The sequence below is a fragment of the Streptomyces sp. SudanB182_2057 genome, assembly GCF_964272715.1.
Taxonomy (GTDB): Bacteria; Actinomycetota; Actinomycetes; order Streptomycetales; family Streptomycetaceae; genus Streptomyces; species Streptomyces rubradiris.
Genome location: NZ_OZ186798.1, coordinates 3,752,535 through 3,772,439 on the forward strand (window position 1 = coordinate 3,752,535; position 19,905 = coordinate 3,772,439).

Annotated in this window: 15 protein-coding genes and 3 rRNA genes; 2 read left to right on the forward strand and 16 right to left on the reverse strand. The window is 68.8% G+C overall.

Annotated features, from left to right (window positions below; all coding sequences use genetic code 11):
- Nucleotides 1-40 precede the first annotated feature (40 nt).
- The 12 genes from ACSURM_RS16220 to ACSURM_RS16275 all read right to left on the reverse strand — a co-directional run bounded on the left by ACSURM_RS16220 (nt 41) and on the right by ACSURM_RS16275 (nt 13,012).
- A complete protein-coding gene (locus ACSURM_RS16220; protein ID WP_436955802.1) occupies nt 41-1,096 on the reverse strand; it encodes a lysophospholipid acyltransferase family protein in 1,056 nt (351 codons plus the stop codon).
- 12 nt (nt 1,097-1,108) lie between these two features.
- Nucleotides 1,109-2,170, reverse strand: a complete 1,062-nt coding sequence (locus tag ACSURM_RS16225) for an NAD-dependent epimerase/dehydratase family protein (protein ID WP_436955804.1) — start codon at nt 2,168-2,170, stop codon at nt 1,109-1,111.
- 228 nt (nt 2,171-2,398) lie between these two features.
- Complete coding sequence (locus tag ACSURM_RS16230; protein ID WP_003948845.1) at nt 2,399-2,497, reverse strand: 30S ribosomal protein bS22; 99 nt, start codon at nt 2,495-2,497, stop codon at nt 2,399-2,401.
- A 136-nt stretch (nt 2,498-2,633) separates the two neighbouring features.
- Nucleotides 2,634-2,846, reverse strand: coding sequence for a helix-turn-helix domain-containing protein (locus ACSURM_RS16235; RefSeq protein WP_121791081.1), 213 nt, complete (start codon nt 2,844-2,846; stop codon nt 2,634-2,636).
- A gap of 129 nt (nt 2,847-2,975) precedes the next feature.
- Nucleotides 2,976-3,791 (reverse strand): phosphatase, encoded by an 816-nt coding sequence (locus ACSURM_RS16240; protein ID WP_436955807.1) that lies wholly within the window; start codon nt 3,789-3,791, stop codon nt 2,976-2,978.
- Nucleotides 3,792-3,905: 114 nt separating this feature from the next.
- Entirely contained in the window at nt 3,906-5,078 is a 1,173-nt protein-coding gene (locus tag ACSURM_RS16245; RefSeq protein ID WP_436955809.1) for an acetoin utilization protein AcuC, read from the reverse strand.
- On the reverse strand, nt 5,029-6,261 hold the full coding sequence (locus tag ACSURM_RS16250) for an MFS transporter (protein ID WP_436955810.1): 1,233 nt from the start codon (nt 6,259-6,261) through the stop codon (nt 5,029-5,031). The genes ACSURM_RS16245 and ACSURM_RS16250 overlap by 50 nt, the downstream gene beginning before the upstream one ends.
- Nucleotides 6,262-6,284: 23 nt before the next feature.
- Nucleotides 6,285-7,028 (reverse strand): VC0807 family protein, encoded by a 744-nt coding sequence (locus tag ACSURM_RS16255; RefSeq protein ID WP_436955812.1) that lies wholly within the window; start codon nt 7,026-7,028, stop codon nt 6,285-6,287.
- A 92-nt stretch (nt 7,029-7,120) separates the two neighbouring features.
- Entirely contained in the window at nt 7,121-7,765 is a 645-nt protein-coding gene (locus ACSURM_RS16260; RefSeq protein ID WP_436955814.1) for an HAD family hydrolase, read from the reverse strand.
- Nucleotides 7,766-7,853: 88 nt separating this feature from the next.
- A 5S ribosomal RNA gene (gene rrf / locus ACSURM_RS16265) occupies nt 7,854-7,970 on the reverse strand.
- A 91-nt stretch (nt 7,971-8,061) separates the two neighbouring features.
- Nucleotides 8,062-11,183 (reverse strand): 23S ribosomal RNA (locus tag ACSURM_RS16270).
- A 302-nt stretch (nt 11,184-11,485) separates the two neighbouring features.
- Nucleotides 11,486-13,012: ribosomal RNA gene (locus ACSURM_RS16275) — 16S ribosomal RNA — on the reverse strand.
- Together the 16S, 23S and 5S rRNA genes form the textbook arrangement of a ribosomal RNA operon.
- An 828-nt stretch (nt 13,013-13,840) precedes the next feature.
- Here ACSURM_RS16275 and trpS point away from each other — a divergent pair.
- On the forward strand, nt 13,841-14,866 hold the full coding sequence (trpS, locus tag ACSURM_RS16280; protein ID WP_436955816.1) for a tryptophan--tRNA ligase: 1,026 nt from the start codon (nt 13,841-13,843) through the stop codon (nt 14,864-14,866).
- Nucleotides 14,867-14,920: 54 nt separating this feature from the next.
- Here trpS and proC read toward each other — a convergent pair whose 3' ends face one another.
- From proC to ACSURM_RS16300, 4 genes are all read right to left on the reverse strand, one after another.
- A complete protein-coding gene (gene proC / locus ACSURM_RS16285; RefSeq protein ID WP_436955818.1) occupies nt 14,921-15,733 on the reverse strand; it encodes a pyrroline-5-carboxylate reductase in 813 nt (270 codons plus the stop codon).
- Nucleotides 15,734-15,799: 66 nt separating this feature from the next.
- On the reverse strand, nt 15,800-16,597 hold the full coding sequence (locus ACSURM_RS16290; RefSeq protein WP_436955820.1) for a class I SAM-dependent methyltransferase: 798 nt from the start codon (nt 16,595-16,597) through the stop codon (nt 15,800-15,802).
- 50 nt (nt 16,598-16,647) lie between these two features.
- The gene (locus ACSURM_RS16295; RefSeq protein WP_436955822.1) at nt 16,648-17,172 is read right to left on the reverse strand and encodes an EamA/RhaT family transporter; all 525 of its coding nucleotides are present in this window, start codon (nt 17,170-17,172) and stop codon (nt 16,648-16,650) included.
- 61 nt (nt 17,173-17,233) lie between these two features.
- Nucleotides 17,234-17,557: an SH3 domain-containing protein gene (locus ACSURM_RS16300; protein WP_436955824.1), complete on the reverse strand. Its 324-nt coding sequence runs from the start codon at nt 17,555-17,557 to the stop codon at nt 17,234-17,236.
- A 158-nt stretch (nt 17,558-17,715) separates the two neighbouring features.
- On the opposite strand from ACSURM_RS16300, the gene ACSURM_RS16305 reads away from it, so the two are divergent.
- Nucleotides 17,716-19,890: a serine/threonine-protein kinase gene (locus ACSURM_RS16305; RefSeq protein WP_436955826.1), complete on the forward strand. Its 2,175-nt coding sequence runs from the start codon at nt 17,716-17,718 to the stop codon at nt 19,888-19,890.
- The last annotated feature ends 15 nt before the right edge of the window (nt 19,891-19,905 follow it).

Below are 19,905 nucleotides of genomic sequence, written 5' to 3' on the forward strand. Positions count from 1 at the left end.
CGCTGCCGTACGCCCTCCCGCGGAACGCGCGGACGAACGCTCAGAAGAACACCGACCGCCGCTGCACCAGCAGCTTGTACAGCGTGTGCTGGATCTGCTCGCGCACCTGGTCGGTCAGGTTGAACATCAGCATCGGATCCTCGGCGGCCTCCGGCGGATAGCCGTCCGTCGGGATCGGCTCGCCGAACTGGATCGTCCACTTCGTCGGCAGCGGGATCGCGCCCAGCGGGCCCAGCCAGGGAAACGTCGGCGTCAGCGGGAAGTACGGGATGCCCAGCACCCGGGCCAGCGTCTTGGCGTTGCCGATCATCGGGTAGATCTCCTCCGCCCCGACGATCGAGCACGGGACGATCGGCACGCCCTGGCGCAGCGCCGTGGAGACGAAGCCGCCCCGGCCGAACCGCTGGAGCTTGTAGCGCTCGCCGAAAGGTTTCCCGATGCCCTTGAAGCCCTCCGGCATCACCCCGACCAGCTCGCCCTGGCCCAGCAGCCGTTCCGCGTCCTCCGCGCAGGCGAGGGTGTGGCCCAGCTTGCGGGCCAGTTCGTTGACCACCGGCAGCACGAAGACCAGGTCGGCCGCCAGCAGCCGCAGGTGCCGGCCGGCCGGATGGTGGTCGTGCACCGCCACCTGCATCATCAGGCCGTCCAGCGGCAGCGTCCCGGAGTGGTTGGCGACGATCAGCGCGCCGCCCTCGGCCGGGATGTTCTCGACGCCCTTCACCTCGACCCGGAAGTACTTCTCGTACACCGGCCGCAGCAGCGACATCAGGACCTGGTCGGTCAGCTCCTCGTCGTAGCCGAAGTCGTCGACCTCGTAGTCCCCGGTGAGCCGGCGCCGCAGGAAGGCCAGCCCGGACGCCACCCGCCGCTCCAGACCGCCGCCCCGGCCGTCGTCCTGCCCGTCGGTCCCCGGCGACTCCACCGGCTCCTCCTCCCCTGCCCATTCGCGGCCCGGCAGCGGCTGGACCGCGCCCATCTCGCCCGGCTCCCCGAGCGCGCCGCGCCGGCCGCCCCCGCCGCGGCGGCGCGCTTGGCGCTGTGCGGCGCTCCCCCGGGACCGGTCGTCGTCGAACGGAATGACCTTGGCGTCCGCCATCGTTGCCGCTCCTCAGTTGGCGCTGTGCGTCTGGGGCCGGCCGGCCGTCCTCGCGGACAGCTCGGCGACCCGGTCGACGGCCCCGGCGAGGGTCTGAGGCGGCAGCAGCCCCGGGCCCAGCGCGTGCGCGAAGTCCGCGAACGTCTCGGCCGTCGTGTAGCGGGGGGTGAAGCCCAGCGTCTCGCGCATCTGGCCGGTGTCCACCACCCGCCCGTGGGTGAGCAGCCGGATCTGCTCCGGTGAGAAGTCCGTCATACCGAGCGTACGCACCAGGGACCCGGCCCAGGTGACCGCGGGCAGCAGCAGCGGCACGGTGGGCCGGCCCAGCCGCCGGGAGCACTGCGACAGCAGCAGCACGCCGTCCCCGGCGATGTTGAAGGTGCCGCTGTTCAGGGTGGACCGGCGCGGCTCGTGCGAGGCGATCCGCAGCACCTCGATGACGTCGTCCTCGTGCACGAACTGCAACCGCGGGTCGTAGCCGAACACGGTCGGCAGGACGGGCAGCGCGAAGTAGGAGGCGAGCGGGGTCTCCACGGTGGGGCCGAGGATGTTGGCGAACCGCAGCACGCACACGGCGACGTCCGGCCGCCGCCGCGCGAACCCGCGCACGTACCCCTCCACCTCGACGGCGTCCTTGGCGAAGCCGCCGCTGGGCAGCGACTTGGGCGGGGTCGTCTCGGTGAACACGGCCGGGTCGCGCGGCGCCGAGCCGTAGACGTTCGTGCTGGACTTCACCACCAGCCGGCGCACGGCCGGCGACTTCTGGCAGGCGCCGAGCAGCTGCATGGTGCCGATGACATTGGTCTCCTTGACCGTGGCCCGGCTGCCGCCGCCCAGCGCGGTGCCGGTCACGTCCAGGTGGACGACCGTGTCGGCGCCCGTCTCGGCGAGCACACGGGCGATCGTCGGCTGCCGGATGTCGGTCTGGACGAAGTCGGCGCCGCCCAGATGGTGCTCGGGCGGTACGGCGTCCACGGCGATCACCCGGTCCACCTCCGGGTCCCGCTGGATCCGCCGCACGAACCGGCCGCCGAGCTGCCGGGCCACCCCGGTGACGAGCACGACCCTTCCCACGATCGGCGCCTCCCTCCCGCGTATCCGGTATCCCGCGTTCCCCGTGTGCGGCCAACCTAGCCGGTCGGCGGTGCGGGGGGAGGACCCGAGGTGCGCGGGGGGACGGAATTTCCCCCGTCGGCACATGCCCGGAACATGCCTGTGGCCCCCCACCACAGCGGGTGGGGGGCCACAGGTGACACGCTCTCGCGGCGTCGCTCACGGACACCCGCTTGCGCGGGGGACCGCTTACTTCTTGTTGCGACGCTGAACGCGCGTGCGCTTGAGCAGCTTGCGGTGCTTCTTCTTGGCCATCCGCTTGCGCCGCTTCTTGATAACAGAGCCCACGACTACCCTCGCTCACTTCTCATGACTCGGTTGTTTGGGCGCCATGGGCCCACACGACCTACGAGGGGCTAGCCTACCCAACCGAGCGCCGAGGTCGTAATCGAGGGGGTTTCCCCCGGTCACCCGGGGGTCACCGTCAGGCCGTCTCCACCCCCACATAGCTGTCGCGGAGGTATTCGTGCACCGCTTGCTCGGGGACGCGGAAGGACCGCCCCACCCGGATCGCGGGCAGATGACCGCTGTGCACCAGGCGGTACACGGTCATCTTGGACACTCGCATCACCGAGGCGACTTCCGCCACGGTAAGGAACTGAACCTCGTTCAGAGGCCTCTCGCCAGCTGCAGCCATGACACACCTGAACCTTCCGCACTCGACGGCCACCGGCTTCCCCTTCCGGTGACTCTTCGTCGTTGCGTGCTCACTCCCCAGACTAGGGGCGGGTGATGCGAGTGGGGAAGAGGTGCACCCATCGGCGGCCTACTGTGACAGACAGGCCCGATTGAGCACGTAGCGGGTCAGCGGCCGGTAGTGACCAGACCGGACTGCGTCATCAACCGGAACGACGACGGCCACCCGTCCCTCGGCCTCGCCGACGAACGGCGCCGGGTCGTCGGTGTCGGCCAGCCCGATGGCCTCGAACCCCAGCTGACCTGCGCCGCAGACCCATCCGTGATCACCGACCACAAGCTCCGGCAGCGGCCCGCCGGCCTCTGCGGCGGCCTCCAGCGCGACCCGAACCGGCAGCGGTGAGTGGCTGTGGGCACCCGGCTCACAACCGGGGCGCCCGCTCGCCGGTTCCCGCATCAGGGCAACCCCCCGTACGTAGTCGAGGCGATGAGGACGTAGACCGAACCGGGTCAATATGTCGACACAACGACCCTGCGCAGGGGTGAGGACCTCACATCCCGCCGTTGACAGCGCGTCCGCCAGAGCGGCGTAGAAACCGAGCAGCCGCCGGGGGTGCCCGGTGCCCAGCAGCACGGGCGCGCCGCGCCGGGCCGCCGCCCGGATCCGCCCGGCGAAGGCGTCCAGCGCGGCGAGCGTCCGCTCCGGATCGATGACGTCCGGCCCGCTCGTGTGGCGCGGGTCGGCCGAGACCCCGCACCTGCGCGCCATCAGCGCGAGCAGCTCGGGGAACTCCCAGGCGCCCTCGGGATCGATCCCGATCAGCACGCGCGGGTCCCGGGCCGCGAACAGCCGGTAACTGCGCAGGCTCTCCTCCCGCGAGGTCGCCACCACCCCGGCCAGCCCGGCGGCCACCAGGTGGGCGCGGAGCCGGGCGCGAGACGACACGGATGCGATGGTGGCCCATCGGAGCCCGGGGCGGGGCGGAAACAGCGGGATTCGCGCGGATGGCCTAAACCCTGCCCCCGTGGGAGCGCCGCCGGCCACCCGGGGCGGGCGGCGCTACGGCAGCAGGCCCCGCAGCGGGAACACCGCCCGGCGGGTGGCCAGTACGGCCTGGTCGATCCGGTCGGCGGGGTCGTACCCCGTCTCCCAGTCGCCGTACTCCACCGGCCACCGCCCGTCCGTCATCCGCCGCGGGCCGAGCTGCCGGGTCCGGGCGAACACCTCCCGCCGCCAGCCCTCGGGGATCTCCGTCCCGGGCTCGACCGGCCGGCCCGCCACGATCCCCACCAGGTGCGTCCACGAGCGCGGTACGACGTCGACGACCGCGTATCCGCCCCCGCCGAGCGCGACCCACTTGCCGTCCGCGTACGCGTGCGCCAGCTCGTGGCACGCCAACTGAACCGCCCGCTGCGCGTCCAGCGAGACGGCGAGGTGCGCGAGCGGGTCCTCGAAGTGGGTGTCGGCACCGTGCTGGGAGACCAGGACCTGCGGCCGGAAATCGGCGAGCAGCTCCGGCACCACGGCGTGGAACGCCCGCAGCCACCCCGCGTCCCCCGTGCCGGCGGGCAGCGCCACGTTCGCCGCGGCGCCCTCCCCCGCGCCCGCGCCCGTCTCCTGCGGCCACCCGGTCCCCGGGAACAGCGTGCCGGGGTGCTCGTGCAGCGAGATCGTCAGCACCCGCGGGTCTTCCCAGAACGCGGCCTGCACCCCGTCCCCGTGGTGCACGTCGACGTCCACGTAGGCGACCCGCTCGGCGCCCAGCTCCAGCAGCCGCGCGATTGCGAGCGCCGCGTCGTTGTACACGCAGAAGCCCGACGCCCCGCCCGGCATCGCGTGGTGCAGCCCGCCCGCGAAGTTCACCGCGTGCTCGGCGTCCCCCCGCCACACCGCCTCGGCGGCCCCCACCGACTGGCCCGCGATCAGCGCGGACACCTCGTGCATCCCGGCGAACGCCGGATCGTCGAGCGTGCCGAGCCCGTACGACCCGTCGGCCCCCGCCGGGTCCGCCGACGCGGCCTTCACCGCGTCGATGTAGTCCTCCCGGTGGACCAGCTTCAGCGTCGACTCGCCGGCCGGCTTGGCAGCGACGACCGCCAGTTCCCGGTCGAGCCCGAGGGCACCGACCAGCCGGCGGGTCAACTCCAGCCGGACCGGGTCCATCGGATGGCTCGGACCGAAGTCATAGCCCGTTACTGCCTCGTCCCACATCAGCTGTGCGCGGCCGCTCATGCCCGCCACCGTATCGGTCCGGTTGAGCCGCGAACGACCTGGCGTATCCCAGGGTCACCAGCACCAACACCATCGGCACCAGCATCGCGCCCCGGTAGCTCCAGGCGTCCCCCAGGGCGCCCACCAGCGGCGAACCGACCAGGAAACCCACGTAGTTGAAGATGTTCAGCCGCGCGATCGCCGCGTCCGAGGCCCCCGGACCGTGCTGCTCGAAAGCGCGCCGCCCGGCCGCCGCGAAGGTCTGCGGCACGAGCACGCACAGCCCCAGGCCCAGCAGCGTGAACCCGAGCATCCCCACCCACGGGCCGGGCGCCAGCGCCACCACCGCGAACCCGCCGGCCGCGACCAGCGCCCCGAGCCGGACGACCGCCACCGCGCCGAACCGCCGCACCCCGAGGTCCCCGACGGCCCGCCCGGCCAGCGTGGTCACCATGTACACGTTGTACGGCACGGTCGCGAGCTGCTCCGAGCCGCCCAGCACGTCCTTCAGGTACTTCGCGCTCCAGTTGGAGACGGTGGAGTCCCCGATGTAGGCGAAGGTCATCACCAGACACAGCGGCAACAGCAGCTTGAAGCCGGCCCCGCCGCCGTCCCCCGGGGCCTCCCGCACCGGCGCCGGCTCCCCGTCGACGTACCACCGGCTCCCCAGCAGCGCCGCCGGCAGCAGCACGGCCACCACCGGCAGGTACGACACCCACAACGCGAGCTGCCAGTGCGCCCCGGCCCAGGCGAGCGAGGCCCCCACGATCCCGCCCAGGCTGTAGACGGCGTGGAAACCCAGCATGATGCTGCGCCCGTACGACCGCTGGAGGCTGACCCCGAGAATGTTCATGGACGCGTCCAGCGCGCCCACCGCCAGGCCGAAGACGCCCAGCGCGACGGCCAGCACGGCCACCTGCCCGGCTCCGCCCGACCCGGCCCCGAGCAGGGCCAGCAGCACCACCGGCTGGGACCAGCGCAGCACCCGGCTCGGCCGGACCCGCTTCACCAGCCGCTCGGTGGCCACGCTGCCCGCCCCGGCGAGGACCGGCACGGCGGCCAGGAAGACGGGGAGCAGCGCGTCGGAGACCCCGTACCGGTCCTGCACGGCCGGGATGCGCGTCACCAGCAGGGCGAAGGCGGCACCCTGCGCGAAGAAGGCGAACGCCAGCGAGGCCCTGCCGCGCCGCAGCACATCGGTCATGGCGGCGAGGGTAGGGCCCCGGGCTACCTCTGGATAGATCCAGCCAAAGGTGAATCCTCTTCAGTTCCGGTCTGCCGCATAGCGGTCGCGGCGGCCTCGGTCTCGGCGGTGATCAGCCGGCCCATCGGTTCCGCGGCCAGTCCGCCGCTCACCAGGAAGGTGGCCGTCAGCACCACCACCACGACGACCGTGCCCAGCCAGACCATGGTGTCCACGGGGACCGTGTAGGCGCCGGCGACCCGGGCCGCGCACTCCAGCAGCAGCCCGCCGCCCCACAGCACGGAGAACAGCCGTTCCTTGCGCCGGAACCGCTCGGAGCCGGCCGCCGCGCCGGACCCGAGCCGCCTCCAGGCTGCCTCGCGGGCCGGGTCGCCCTTGACCAGGAACGGTTTCACGACGGTGCTCATCATGGGCTTGCCGAGGGCCACGGAGCACAGGATGCCGACCGCGACCGTGCTGCTGACCGCGCCGTCCTTGGCGAGCATCAGCCGCGGGTCGCCGGAGACGAAGCTCAGCACCAGCGTGACGGCGTTGACAGCGAGGATGAGGACGGCGAGCGCCTTGATCCGTCGCTCCCGGACGACGCCGGACACGGTGCGCACGGCGGGCACGACACTGCTCAGGGCGAGCGCGGTCAGGGTGCTCGTCCCGAGGGCGTCCTTGCAGAGGTAGTAGGCGCCGAGCGGCGCGGCGATGTCGACGAGCAGCGGCTTGACGTGGTCCGCCGCGCCCGGCCGCATGTCCTGGTTCCCCGTGGTCTTCGTCATGCCCTCAGCCTCGCCTTCGGGCGGGGCCCGGCGGTAGGAACGATCGTCCGGAGGTCCGGGTGACAAATGTCAGCCCGGTCCGCCGACGAGGATCACATCAGCAGGCCGGTCAACTCCTGCATGCGGTTGAAGAGTTGCCCGGCATCCGCGAGCCGCTCCGCAGGGGTCATCGCGGTGAACCCGTACACGTCCATCCCGGCCGCCACGGCCGCCTGGACGCCCAGCGGGGAGTCCTCCACGACCACGCACCGCCCGGGGGTCACGCCCATCCGCTCGGCCGCGTACAGGAACAGGTCCGGCGCCGACTTGCCCCGTCCGACGTCCTCGGAGCTGAAGATCCGCTCGTCGGTGAACCACCGGTCGAGCCCGGTCGTGCGGTGCCCCACCCGTATCCGCTCGTGGCTCCCGGAGGAGGCCACGCAGTACGGCACTCCGTCCGCGGCCAGCTTCTCCAGTACGTCCGTCACCCCGGGCACGGGCCGCAACTCCCGCTCGAACGCGGCGAACACCCGCGCGTGGAAGACATCGTCGAAGTCCTCCGGCAGCCTCCGGCCCGTGCGCTCGAGCACCAGATCGTGGACGCGGTGCATCGCCGAGCCCATGTAGTCGCGGATGGAGTCCTCGTACGACGTCGGGTGTCCGAGCTCGGTGAGATAGCCGGCCAGGAGCCGGTTGGAAAGGGGCTCGCTGTCCACGAGGACACCGTCGTTGTCGAAGATGACGAGGTCATAGCGCATGCCGTCGACCTTAATGGACCCGTGAATAAAGGACCCATAACGCGGAAAACCCCCGCACCGTAAGGTGCGGGGGTTTCCCTCAATATTTGTTCGGCGGCGTCCTACTCTCCCACAGGGTCCCCCCTGCAGTACCATCGGCGCTGTGAGGCTTAGCTTCCGGGTTCGGAATGTAACCGGGCGTTTCCCTCACGCTATGACCACCGAAACACTATGAAACTGTTGAACAATGCCGCACCGCATGTGGCCATACGGGGCCGTTCGTGGTTTCAGAACCAACACAGTGGACGCGAGCAACTGAGGACAAGCCCTCGGCCTATTAGTACCGGTCACCTCCACACGTTACCGTGCTTCCAGATCCGGCCTATCAACCCAGTCGTCTACTGGGAGCCTTACCCCATCAAGTGGGTGGGAGTCCTCATCTCGAAGCAGGCTTCCCGCTTAGATGCTTTCAGCGGTTATCCCTCCCGAACGTAGCCAACCAGCCATGCCCTTGGCAGAACAACTGGCACACCAGAGGTTCGTCCGTCCCGGTCCTCTCGTACTAGGGACAGCCCTTCTCAAGACTCCTACGCGCACAGCGGATAGGGACCGAACTGTCTCACGACGTTCTAAACCCAGCTCGCGTACCGCTTTAATGGGCGAACAGCCCAACCCTTGGGACCGACTCCAGCCCCAGGATGCGACGAGCCGACATCGAGGTGCCAAACCATCCCGTCGATATGGACTCTTGGGGAAGATCAGCCTGTTATCCCCGGGGTACCTTTTATCCGTTGAGCGACGGCGCTTCCACAAGCCACCGCCGGATCACTAGTCCCGACTTTCGTCCCTGCTCGACCCGTCGGTCTCACAGTCAAGCTCCCTTGTGCACTTACACTCAACACCTGATTGCCAACCAGGCTGAGGGAACCTTTGGGCGCCTCCGTTACCCTTTAGGAGGCAACCGCCCCAGTTAAACTACCCATCAGACACTGTCCCTGATCCGGATCACGGACCCAGGTTAGACATCCAGCACGACCAGACTGGTATTTCAACGACGACTCCACCCACACTGGCGTGCGAGCTTCACAGTCTCCCAGCTATCCTACACAAGCCGAACCGAACACCAATATCAAACTGTAGTAAAGGTCCCGGGGTCTTTCCGTCCTGCTGCGCGAAACGAGCATCTTTACTCGTAGTGCAATTTCACCGGGCCTATGGTTGAGACAGTCGAGAAGTCGTTACGCCATTCGTGCAGGTCGGAACTTACCCGACAAGGAATTTCGCTACCTTAGGATGGTTATAGTTACCACCGCCGTTTACTGGCGCTTAAGTTCTCAGCTTCGCCCACCCGAAAGTGAGCTAACCGGTCCCCTTAACGTTCCAGCACCGGGCAGGCGTCAGTCCGTATACATCGCCTTACGGCTTCGCACGGACCTGTGTTTTTAGTAAACAGTCGCTTCTCGCTGGTCTCTGCGGCCACCCCCAGCTCGAACAGCAAGTGTTCTCACCAGGTGTGGCCCCCCTTCTCCCGAAGTTACGGGGGCATTTTGCCGAGTTCCTTAACCATAGTTCACCCGAACGCCTCGGTATTCTCTACCTGACCACCTGAGTCGGTTTAGGGTACGGGCCGCCATGAAACTCGCTAGAGGCTTTTCTCGACAGCATAGGATCATCCACTTCACCACAATCGGCTCGGCATCAGGTCTCACCCTGCATGAGCGGCGGATTTACCTACCACTCGGGCTACACCCTTACCCCGGGACAACCACCGCCCGGGATGGACTACCTTCCTGCGTCACCCCATCACTCACCTACTACCAACTTGGGTCAGCGGCTCCACCACTTTCCATTCCCCGAAGGGTCCGGAACGGCTTCACGGCCTTAGCATCACTGGATTCGATGTTTGACGCTTCACAGCGGGTACCGGAATATCAACCGGTTATCCATCGACTACGCCTGTCGGCCTCGCCTTAGGTCCCGACTTACCCTGGGCAGATCAGCTTGACCCAGGAACCCTTAGTCAATCGGCGCAAACGTTTCTCACGTTTGTATCGCTACTCATGCCTGCATTCTCACTCGTCAACCGTCCACGACTACCTTCCAGTGCCGCTTCACCCGGCAGACGACGCTCCCCTACCCATCACAGCCTCCGTTGGGAGTACATGCTGCAATGACACGACTTCGGCGGTACGCTTGAGCCCCGCTACATTGTCGGCGCGGAATCACTAGACCAGTGAGCTATTACGCACTCTTTCAAGGGTGGCTGCTTCTAAGCCAACCTCCTGGTTGTCTCTGCGACTCCACATCCTTTCCCACTTAGCGTACGCTTAGGGGCCTTAGTCGATGCTCTGGGCTGTTTCCCTCTCGACCATGGAGCTTATCCCCCACAGTCTCACTGCCGCGCTCTCACTTACCGGCATTCGGAGTTTGGCTAAGGTCAGTAACCCGGTAGGGCCCATCGCCTATCCAGTGCTCTACCTCCGGCAAGAAACACACGACGCTGCACCTAAATGCATTTCGGGGAGAACCAGCTATCACGGAGTTTGATTGGCCTTTCACCCCTAACCACAGGTCATCCCCCAGGTTTTCAACCCTGGTGGGTTCGGTCCTCCACGAAGTCTTACCTCCGCTTCAACCTGCCCATGGCTAGATCACTCCGCTTCGGGTCTTGAGCGTGCTACTGAATCGCCCTATTCGGACTCGCTTTCGCTACGGCTTCCCCACCCGGGTTAACCTCGCAACACACCGCAAACTCGCAGGCTCATTCTTCAAAAGGCACGCAGTCACGAGACACCAGCAAGCTGATGTCCGACGCTCCCACGGCTTGTAGGCACACGGTTTCAGGTACTATTTCACTCCGCTCCCGCGGTACTTTTCACCATTCCCTCACGGTACTATCCGCTATCGGTCACCAGGGAATATTTAGGCTTAGCGGGTGGTCCCGCCAGATTCACACGGGATTTCTCGGGCCCCGTGCTACTTGGGTGTCTCTCAAACGAGCCGCTGACGTTTCGACTACGGGGGTCTTACCCTCTACGCCGGACCTTTCGCATGTCCTTCGCCTACATCAACGGTTTCTGACTCGTCCCACGGCCGGCAGACCGTGGAAGAGAGATCCCACAACCCCCACGACGCAACCCCTGCCGGGTCTCACACGTCGTAGGTTTGGCCTCATCCGGTTTCGCTCGCCACTACTCCCGGAATCACGGTTGTTTTCTCTTCCTGCGGGTACTGAGATGTTTCACTTCCCCGCGTTCCCTCCACTTGCCCTATGTGTTCAGGCAAGGGTGACAGCCCATGACGACTGCCGGGTTTCCCCATTCGGAAACCCCCGGATCAAAGCCTGGTTGACGACTCCCCGGGGACTATCGCGGCCTCCCACGTCCTTCATCGGTTCCTGGTGCCAAGGCATCCACCGTGCGCCCTTAAAAACTTGGCCACAGATGCTCGCGTCCACTGTGCAGTTCTCAAACAACGACCAGCCACCCATCACCCCGAACCAGAAGCTCGAGTGCACTGGGGCCGGCAACTGAGGAAAGTTCATTCCCTCAGACACCCAACAGCGTGCCCGACCAGACTCCGTCCAGTGATCATGCGTTCCACGCTCCGAAGAGCAGTACTAGCAGCCACCAGCCCGGCATCCTGACCGAGTAGTCAACGTTCCACCCATGAGCTGACCACCGTCGAACATTCGCCGACGTAGTGGCTCTGGCTGCCTTGCGGCAGCTAGATGCTCCTTAGAAAGGAGGTGATCCAGCCGCACCTTCCGGTACGGCTACCTTGTTACGACTTCGTCCCAATCGCCAGTCCCACCTTCGACAGCTCCCTCCCACAAGGGGTTGGGCCACCGGCTTCGGGTGTTACCGACTTTCGTGACGTGACGGGCGGTGTGTACAAGGCCCGGGAACGTATTCACCGCAGCAATGCTGATCTGCGATTACTAGCGACTCCGACTTCATGGGGTCGAGTTGCAGACCCCAATCCGAACTGAGACCGGCTTTTTGAGATTCGCTCCACCTCACGGTATCGCAGCTCTTTGTACCGGCCATTGTAGCACGTGTGCAGCCCAAGACATAAGGGGCATGATGACTTGACGTCGTCCCCACCTTCCTCCGAGTTGACCCCGGCGGTCTCCCGTGAGTCCCCAGCACCACAAGGGCCTGCTGGCAACACGGGACAAGGGTTGCGCTCGTTGCGGGACTTAACCCAACATCTCACGACACGAGCTGACGACAGCCATGCACCACCTGTACACCGACCACAAGGGGGGCACTATCTCTAATGCTTTCCGGTGTATGTCAAGCCTTGGTAAGGTTCTTCGCGTTGCGTCGAATTAAGCCACATGCTCCGCCGCTTGTGCGGGCCCCCGTCAATTCCTTTGAGTTTTAGCCTTGCGGCCGTACTCCCCAGGCGGGGCACTTAATGCGTTAGCTGCGGCACGGACAACGTGGAATGTTGCCCACACCTAGTGCCCACCGTTTACGGCGTGGACTACCAGGGTATCTAATCCTGTTCGCTCCCCACGCTTTCGCTCCTCAGCGTCAGTATCGGCCCAGAGATCCGCCTTCGCCACCGGTGTTCCTCCTGATATCTGCGCATTTCACCGCTACACCAGGAATTCCGATCTCCCCTACCGAACTCTAGCCTGCCCGTATCGACTGCAGACCCGGGGTTAAGCCCCGGGCTTTCACAACCGACGTGACAAGCCGCCTACGAGCTCTTTACGCCCAATAATTCCGGACAACGCTTGCGCCCTACGTATTACCGCGGCTGCTGGCACGTAGTTAGCCGGCGCTTCTTCTGCAGGTACCGTCACTTTCGCTTCTTCCCTGCTGAAAGAGGTTTACAACCCGAAGGCCGTCATCCCTCACGCGGCGTCGCTGCATCAGGCTTTCGCCCATTGTGCAATATTCCCCACTGCTGCCTCCCGTAGGAGTCTGGGCCGTGTCTCAGTCCCAGTGTGGCCGGTCGCCCTCTCAGGCCGGCTACCCGTCGTCGCCTTGGTGAGCCGTTACCTCACCAACAAGCTGATAGGCCGCGGGCTCATCCTGCACCGCCGGAGCTTTCCAGAATCACCGATGCCGGTGAAACTCGTATCCGGTATTAGACCCCGTTTCCAGGGCTTGTCCCAGAGTGCAGGGCAGATTGCCCACGTGTTACTCACCCGTTCGCCACTAATCCCCTCCCGAAGGAGGTTCATCGTTCGACTTGCATGTGTTAAGCACGCCGCCAGCGTTCGTCCTGAGCCAGGATCAAACTCTCCGTGAATGTTTTCCCGTAATCGGGATGAACACATCACGAGAGCGGTGCGAGAGGAGGAATAGTCCTCTCGCACACAGCGTCCTCGCTGTGTTTTTTCAAAGGAACCTCGTCCCAGCGGATGCTGGAGACGGGGTATCAACATATCTGGCGTTGACTTTTGGCACGCTGTTGAGTTCTCAAGGAACGGTCGCTTCCTTTGTACTCACCCTCTCGGGCTTTCCTCCGGGCGCTTCCCTTCGGTCTTGCGTTTCCGACTCTATCAGATCTTTTCTCGATCCGATTTCCTCGGTGCTTTCCAGGTTCCCGCTCTCGCGTTTCCCTTTCCGGCGCTTCCGACTCTATCAGATCCTTTCGGCGTCTGATCCCCGGTCAGCGGGGTTTGTCTTCCCGACTGTTGGGCCGTTCCGACGAGTGAGACTTTAGCGGATTCCTGGCTCCCGAGCTAATCGGGGGCCGGCGTCCTTTCGAACGCGGATTCCTCATTTCGCAAATACGCACGCCAAAGCAGTCGGCGCCGGAGCGTCGAAGAGTGGGTGGTGCTTGCGGAATGGCTGTCCGGGGACCGACCGGAGTCGGCGCTCACGTCGGACAACTCGGAGAACACTACGGATCGGCAGGGGTCGTGTCAACCCACTGCCGGGGAGCACTCCCGAGGCGTACTGTGGACGCCGTGATGACGCGTACGTGTACCCAGCTCTGGTGGGCCGCCTGACGGCGGCCGCGCTCACGTACGCACTCGACGGCCGCCGCTTCGGCGGCCGTTCTCGTCTCTCCCTCCGGGTCTGAGGGGGCCGGCCGCAGGGGCGGCGGTCCAGACCAGAAGGTGGAGTGGACATGACCCGGGTTTTCAGCGGGATCCAGCCGACCGGGCACCTGACCCTCGGCAACTACCTGGGGGCCATGCGGCGCTGGGCCGAGGTCGACCAGCACCGGGCCGATTCGCTGTTCTGCGTGGTGGACCTGCACGCGCTGACCGTGGACCACGACCCGGCGCGGTTGCGCAGGCTCAGCCGGCAGACGGCGACCCTGTTGCTGGCGGCCGGGCTCGATCCCGAGGTGTGCACCCTGTTCCTGCAGAGTCACGTGGACGAGCACACCCGGCTGTCGTACCTGCTGGAGTGCGTGGCGACCGACGGCGAGATGCGGCGGATGATCCAGTACAAGGAGAAGGCCGCGAAACAGCGGGAGCGCGGCGGGAGCCTGCGGCTGTCACTGCTGACGTACCCGGTGCTGATGGCCGCGGACATCCTGGCGTACGGCACGGACGAGGTGCCGGTCGGTGTGGACCAGACGCAGCACGTGGAACTGGCCCGGGATGTGGCGGTGCGGTTCAACCAGCGCTACGGGCACACGTTCGTCGTGCCGCGGACGACGCTGCCCCCGGTCGCCGCGCGGGTGATGAACCTCCAGGACCCGACGCGGAAGATGGGGAAGTCGGACGAGTCGGGGACCGGGGTCGTCTATCTGCTGGACGAGCCGGACACGGTGCGCAAGAAGGTGCTGCGGGCGGTGACGGACAGCGGCCGGGAGGTCGTCTACGACCGGGCGGCGCAGCCGGGCCTCGCCAACCTGCTGGACATTCTCGCCGCGTGCACGGGCGGGAGTCCCGAGTCACTGGCGGCCGGTTACGACTCGTACGGCGCCTTGAAGAAGGACACCGCGGAGGCCGTGGTGGAGGTGCTGCGGCCGGTGCGGGACCGGCACCGGGAGCTGTGCGCCGATCCGGCGTACGTGGAGGGGGTGCTGCGCGAGGGTGCGGAGAAGGCGCGGGCGCTGGCCCGGCCGACGGTCGACGCGGCCTACCGGGCGATCGGGCTGCTGGCGCCGGTGGCAGAGCCCTCGCCGAGCGCCGCTCCGTGAACGGGTTCCCCGGTCCGCGGGCGGCGGTGGCCGCCGCCCGCGGACCGGGGACCGTCAGTCCTTCTTGCCGGAGGCGAGTTCGCGGCTGCGGTCGCGGGCGGCCTCGAGGGCGGCGATGAGCGCGGCCCGTACGCCGTGGTTCTCCAGCTCGCGGATGGCGTTGATGGTGGTGCCGGCCGGGGAGGTGACGTTCTCCCGGAGCCGGACGGGGTGCTCGCCGCTGTCGCGGAGCATCACGGCGGCGCCGATCGCGGACTGGACGATGAGGTCGTGGGCCTTGTCGCGGGGCAGGCCGAGCAGGATGCCGGCGTCGGTCATGGCTTCGACCAGGTAGAAGAAGTAGGCCGGGCCGGAGCCGGACAGCGCGGTGCAGGCGTCCTGCTGGCTCTCGGGGACGCGCAGGGTCTTGCCGACACCGCCGAAGATCTCCTCGGCGTGCGCGAGGTGCCGCTCGGTGGCGTGGCTGCCGGCGGAGATGACCGACATCGCCTCGTCCACGAGGGCGGGGGTGTTGGTCATGACCCGGACGACGGGGGTGCCCGGCGCCAGGCGCTCCTCGAAGAAGGAGGTGGGGATGCCGGCGGCCCCGCTGATGACCAGGCGGTCGGCGGGCAGGTGCGGGGCGAGTTCGTCCAGGAGGGTGCCCATGTCCTGCGGCTTGACCGTGAGGATCAGGGTGTCGGCGGTCTTGGCGGCCTCGGTGTTGGTGACCGGGTTGACGCCGTGGCGGGCACGGAGTTCTTCGGCGCGTTCGGGGCGGCGGGCGGTGACCAGGAGGTCGGCCGGGGCCCAGCCGGCCCGGATCATTCCGCTGAGCAGGGCTTCGCCGATCTTGCCGGTGCCGAGGACTGCGACTTTCTGGCTCATGCGGATCAGTCTGGCATCGGCCTGCGCCGTGCGGGCCGGTTGTCCGGTGGGCGGAACGGCGGCGGGTCAGGGCGTGCGGGCGACGATGAGGCGGACGTCGTAGGTCTCCTCGACCATGCCGTCCGGGAAGACCTCCAGGAGGTGGGCGCGCTCGTGTTCCAGGTAGGCGGCCGCCCGTTCCTCGGGGATGACGAGGAGGGCGGAGTGGGTGGCGACGTTGGCGAGGTGGGTGTCGAGCGGCACGCGGCGGCTCCAGCGGACCGTGCGGCGGGTGAAGTCCAGGCGTCCGCTGGGGTCGGCCCGGGCGACGCGTTCGCCGGCCTTGCGCTGTTCGGCGGCGACGTCGATGCCGAGGAAGCGGCCGGCCCGGCCGACGGCCTCGGCGATCCAGTCGACGTCCAGGGCGTCGGTGTTCCACCACAGGGCCAGCGCGCCGCCCGGGCGCAGGACGCGCAGCGCCTCCGGCACCGAGCGCGCCGGGTCGGTCCAGTGCCAGGCCTGGGCGTAGGTGATCAGGTCGGCGGTGGCGTCGGCGACGGGCAGGGCGTTGCCGTCGCCCCGGACGAGCGGGATGTGCGGCAGGGCGCGGCGGAACTCGGCGGCCATGCCCGCGCCGGGTTCGACGGCGAGGACGTCGGCGCCGCGGGCGTGCAGCAGGGTGCTGGCGATCCCGGTGCCGGCGCCGACGTCGACGGTCCTGGCGCCGGACAGGGGGCGGCCGGTCAGTTCCTCGACGGCGTCGAGGAGGGCGGGCGGATAGGAGGGCCGGTTCGCGGCGTACCGGGCGGCGACGGCGTTGAAGGACCCGGCGCGGGCGGTGTGCTGGGCCCGCGGGTCGGCGGGCGGCGGCGGGGCGGCTGTCATGTGCTCAGGTCTACGGCATCCCGGGGACGCGCGGGAATCCGGGCGGCGGTTCAGCGGCGGCGCTTCTTGCGGGACGGGTTGCCGGTGCGGCGGGTGGTGCGGCGGGCGTGGGCCTCGCGGGCCTTCTCGTACTCCTCGCGGTGCAGTTTCTCGCCCGGTGCCTCGACGAGGGAGCGGACGAAGTAGGCGAGGAGGGAGCCGACGAAGCCGATGGTGAGGAGTCCGCGCAGGGAGGCCTGGCGCTGCGGGTCGTGCCGCTTGCCGAAGCCCTCCCAGGTGTTGCGGAAGGCGAAGGCGCTGCAGATCGCGAACATCACGATGACGAGGACGGTCACGAAGGGGCCGGTGTCGGCGATCCGGATGCCCTGGTAGGCGAGGCGGAGCACCAGGCAGGAGGCGGCCGCGGCGGCGAGGGAGCCGACGGCGACGCCGACGCGGCGGGCCGCGTAGCCGTGGTCGTGGCCGACCCAGGAGGTGCCGAAGAAGCGCAGGGGCTCGGGGCGGGGGCCGTCGCCGCGCTCCGTGTCGCCGGTGGGGCCCGCCGCGCTGTCCGGGGTGCCGGTTTCGTCGCTCACGGGACGATTATCGCCCCGGCCGTGGACGGATCCCGGCCGGGGCCCGGCCCGGTGCGCGCCGTCAGCCGCAGCGGGGGGCGACGTAGCCGTCGCTGCCGGTGTGGACGTAGGCGTCGGAGACGTACTCGCCGTTGTCGATGAGGTCCCAGATGTTGGTCGTGCCGTAGGGGCCGGAGACCGTGGTGCCGGGGGTCTGGCAGTAGATCGGCAGGCGGACGCCCACCGGCAGCACGCGGACCAGGTTGTACTGGGTGCCGGGACCGCTGCGGACGTTCAGCCGGACGCCCGGGGCGACGGCGTAGGTACGGACGGCCGCGGCGGCCTGTGTGGTCAGGCCGTCCCGGCCCTCGTCCACGCTCCCGGCCTCTTGTGTGTCGACAGACATGAAAGTGGTCCTCCCCCGTCATTCGCGAACTCGGTGAGAGCCGGCGCGAAACGTGTGCGCGACTCGGGCCAGACGCTAGCAAGCCGCCTTAGTCCCGTACGAGTCATCGATTAGGCTCCGTGCGTCGCGCGCGCGGACGAACAGCACGGGGGTGGTCCATGGCGCCACAGCGCAACGCCGGAGCGGACGCGGAAGCGGAACTTCCGGAATACGCCGGCCACTACCGGCTGGAGTCCCGTCTGGGCTCCGGCGGCATGGGGGTCGTCCACCTGGCCCGCAGCACCTCGGGGATGCGGCTCGCGGTGAAGGTCGTGCACGCGGAGTTCGCCCGGGATCCCGAGTTCAGGGGCCGTTTCCGGCAGGAGGTGGCCGCCGCCCGCCGGGTCAGCGGCGCCTTCACCGCGTCCGTCGTCGATGCCGATCCGGAGGCCGAGCGGCCCTGGATGGCCACCCTGTACATCCCCGGGCCGACCCTCTCGGAACACGTGAAACGGAACGGCCCCATGGCTCCGGAGCAGGTGCGCCGGCTGATGGCGGGGCTGGCCGAGGCGCTGCGTGACATCCACCGGGTCGGGGTGGTGCACCGGGATCTGAAGCCCGGCAACGTGCTGCTCGCCGAGGACGGGCCGAAGGTCATCGACTTCGGGATCTCCCGGCCCAAGGACAGCGAGCTGCGCACCGAGACGGGCAAGCTGATCGGCACCCCGCCGTTCATGGCGCCGGAGCAGTTCCGGCGGCCCCGTGAGGTGGGCCCGGCCGCCGATGTCTTCGCGCTGGGGTCGGTGATCGTGCACGCGGCCACCGGGCGCGGCCCGTTCGACTCCGACAGTCCCTACGTCGTCGCCTACCAGGTCGTCCACGACGAGCCCGATCTGACCGGCGTGCCGCTGGGGCTCGCGTCGCTGGTGCGGCGGTGCCTGGCCAAGGAGCCCGAGGACCGGCCCACGCCGGACGAGCTGATGCGGGAGCTGCGCTCGGTGGCGGCCTCGTACGACACCCAGGCGTTCATACCGGCACAGCGGACCGGTGGGGACGCCTCCGCAACGGCGACCGACTCCCCGTCGGCCGGGCGGCGCCGGGTGTGGCGCCCGGGACGCGGCCGGGCGGTCGCGCGGCCCGCGTCGGAGCCGGTGGCCGCCGGTGCCGGGCGGCGCCCGGGGTGGCGGCTCGGCCGGGGGCGGACGGCGGCGCTGGCCGGGGTGCTCGGGCTGGCGCTGGCCGGAGGGCTCGCGGCGGTGTGGGTGACCGGGCGAAACGATCAGGCTCCCCCGGGCGCGCCGGCCCTGACGGCGGCTTCCGGTGGCTGGACGGCCCGGCCCGCGGTCGGCGGCGAGGGCATGCCGCAGTGCTCGTACGACGCCGGGAAGCTGTTCTGCGCGCGGCCGGGCGTCGTCTACGCGCTCGGCGCCGCCGACGGCCGGCCGCTGTGGCGGCGGGCGGTGGACACCCGGACCACGAGCGGTCCGCCGGTCGTCTCGGGCGGCCTGGTGCAGCCGTACACCGACGGCGGCTCCCGGCTCGCCGGGCTCGACCCGGCCACGGGCGAGGAGGTGTGGCGGCGCCGGCTGCCCGCGGGCACGACGGTGCGGTACGCCGGTGACACGGCGCTGCTCACCGGTGCCGACGGCACGGTCACCGGCGTGGACGGCGCGACCGGCCGTACCCGCTGGCACGGGGCCGTGCCCGGGCAAGGCGCGCCGTCCTTCGCCGCGTTCCCCGGCGGCTCCGCGGCCTACGCGACCCGTACATCCGCCGACGGCGGGCACACCCGGGTGACCGCCGTGGATCCGGCGAGCGGCCGGGTGCGGTGGGACGTACGGCTGCGCGGCTGGCTCAAGCCGGTCGCCGCGCGGGCGGCCGACGGGTCGGTGTTCTTCCTGGCGATGGACAGCGGCTACGGCGCCCGGGAGGTCGTCCGCTACACCCCCGGCACCGGCGCGACCCGGCGGGTCGCGCTGCCCGCCGTGCTCGACGGCGCGCACGCCACCGTGCGCGGGGACGTCGTCTACGTGCTGGCCACCGGCGGTTCCCTGGACGCCGTGGACGTGGCGGCGGGCAGGCGGCTGTGGCATCTGGAGACGTCGGTGAGCCGTGGTTCGCTGCCGGTCGCGCGGGACGGTCGGGTGTACCTGACCTCGGGCGACGGCCGGCTGCTCGCCGTGGACGCGGCGAAGGGGCGGCTGGTGGGGCAGACGCCCGCGCGGCTGGGTGCCGGCTCGGCGCGGGTCATGAGCACACCGCCCGCTCCGGTGCCCGTGGGCACCCTGGTCTGCGCGACCGCGCCGGACGGCACGGTGTTCGCCGTGGACGGCCGCGCGCCGGGGGCTTGGTGAGGCCGTGACCGACGG

Excerpts from the sequence above, each read along its gene's own strand:
- ACSURM_RS16220 (WP_436955802.1), bottom strand. The coding sequence starts at position 1,096 with ATGGCGGACGCCAAGGTCATTCCGTTCGACGACGACCGGTCCCGGGGG.
- ACSURM_RS16235 (WP_121791081.1), bottom strand. The coding sequence starts at position 2,846 with ATGGCTGCAGCTGGCGAGAGGCCTCTGAACGAGGTTCAGTTCCTTACC.
- ACSURM_RS16245 (WP_436955809.1), bottom strand. The coding sequence starts at position 5,078 with ATGAGCGGCCGCGCACAGCTGATGTGGGACGAGGCAGTAACGGGCTAT.
- ACSURM_RS16250 (WP_436955810.1), bottom strand. The coding sequence starts at position 6,261 with ATGACCGATGTGCTGCGGCGCGGCAGGGCCTCGCTGGCGTTCGCCTTC.
- ACSURM_RS16255 (WP_436955812.1), bottom strand. The coding sequence starts at position 7,028 with ATGACGAAGACCACGGGGAACCAGGACATGCGGCCGGGCGCGGCGGAC.
- ACSURM_RS16260 (WP_436955814.1), bottom strand. The coding sequence starts at position 7,765 with ATGCGCTATGACCTCGTCATCTTCGACAACGACGGTGTCCTCGTGGAC.
- trpS (WP_436955816.1), top strand. The coding sequence starts at position 13,841 with ATGACCCGGGTTTTCAGCGGGATCCAGCCGACCGGGCACCTGACCCTC.
- proC (WP_436955818.1), bottom strand. The coding sequence starts at position 15,733 with ATGAGCCAGAAAGTCGCAGTCCTCGGCACCGGCAAGATCGGCGAAGCC.
- ACSURM_RS16290 (WP_436955820.1), bottom strand. The coding sequence starts at position 16,597 with ATGACAGCCGCCCCGCCGCCGCCCGCCGACCCGCGGGCCCAGCACACC.
- ACSURM_RS16300 (WP_436955824.1), bottom strand. The coding sequence starts at position 17,557 with ATGTCTGTCGACACACAAGAGGCCGGGAGCGTGGACGAGGGCCGGGAC.
- ACSURM_RS16305 (WP_436955826.1), top strand. The coding sequence starts at position 17,716 with ATGGCGCCACAGCGCAACGCCGGAGCGGACGCGGAAGCGGAACTTCCG.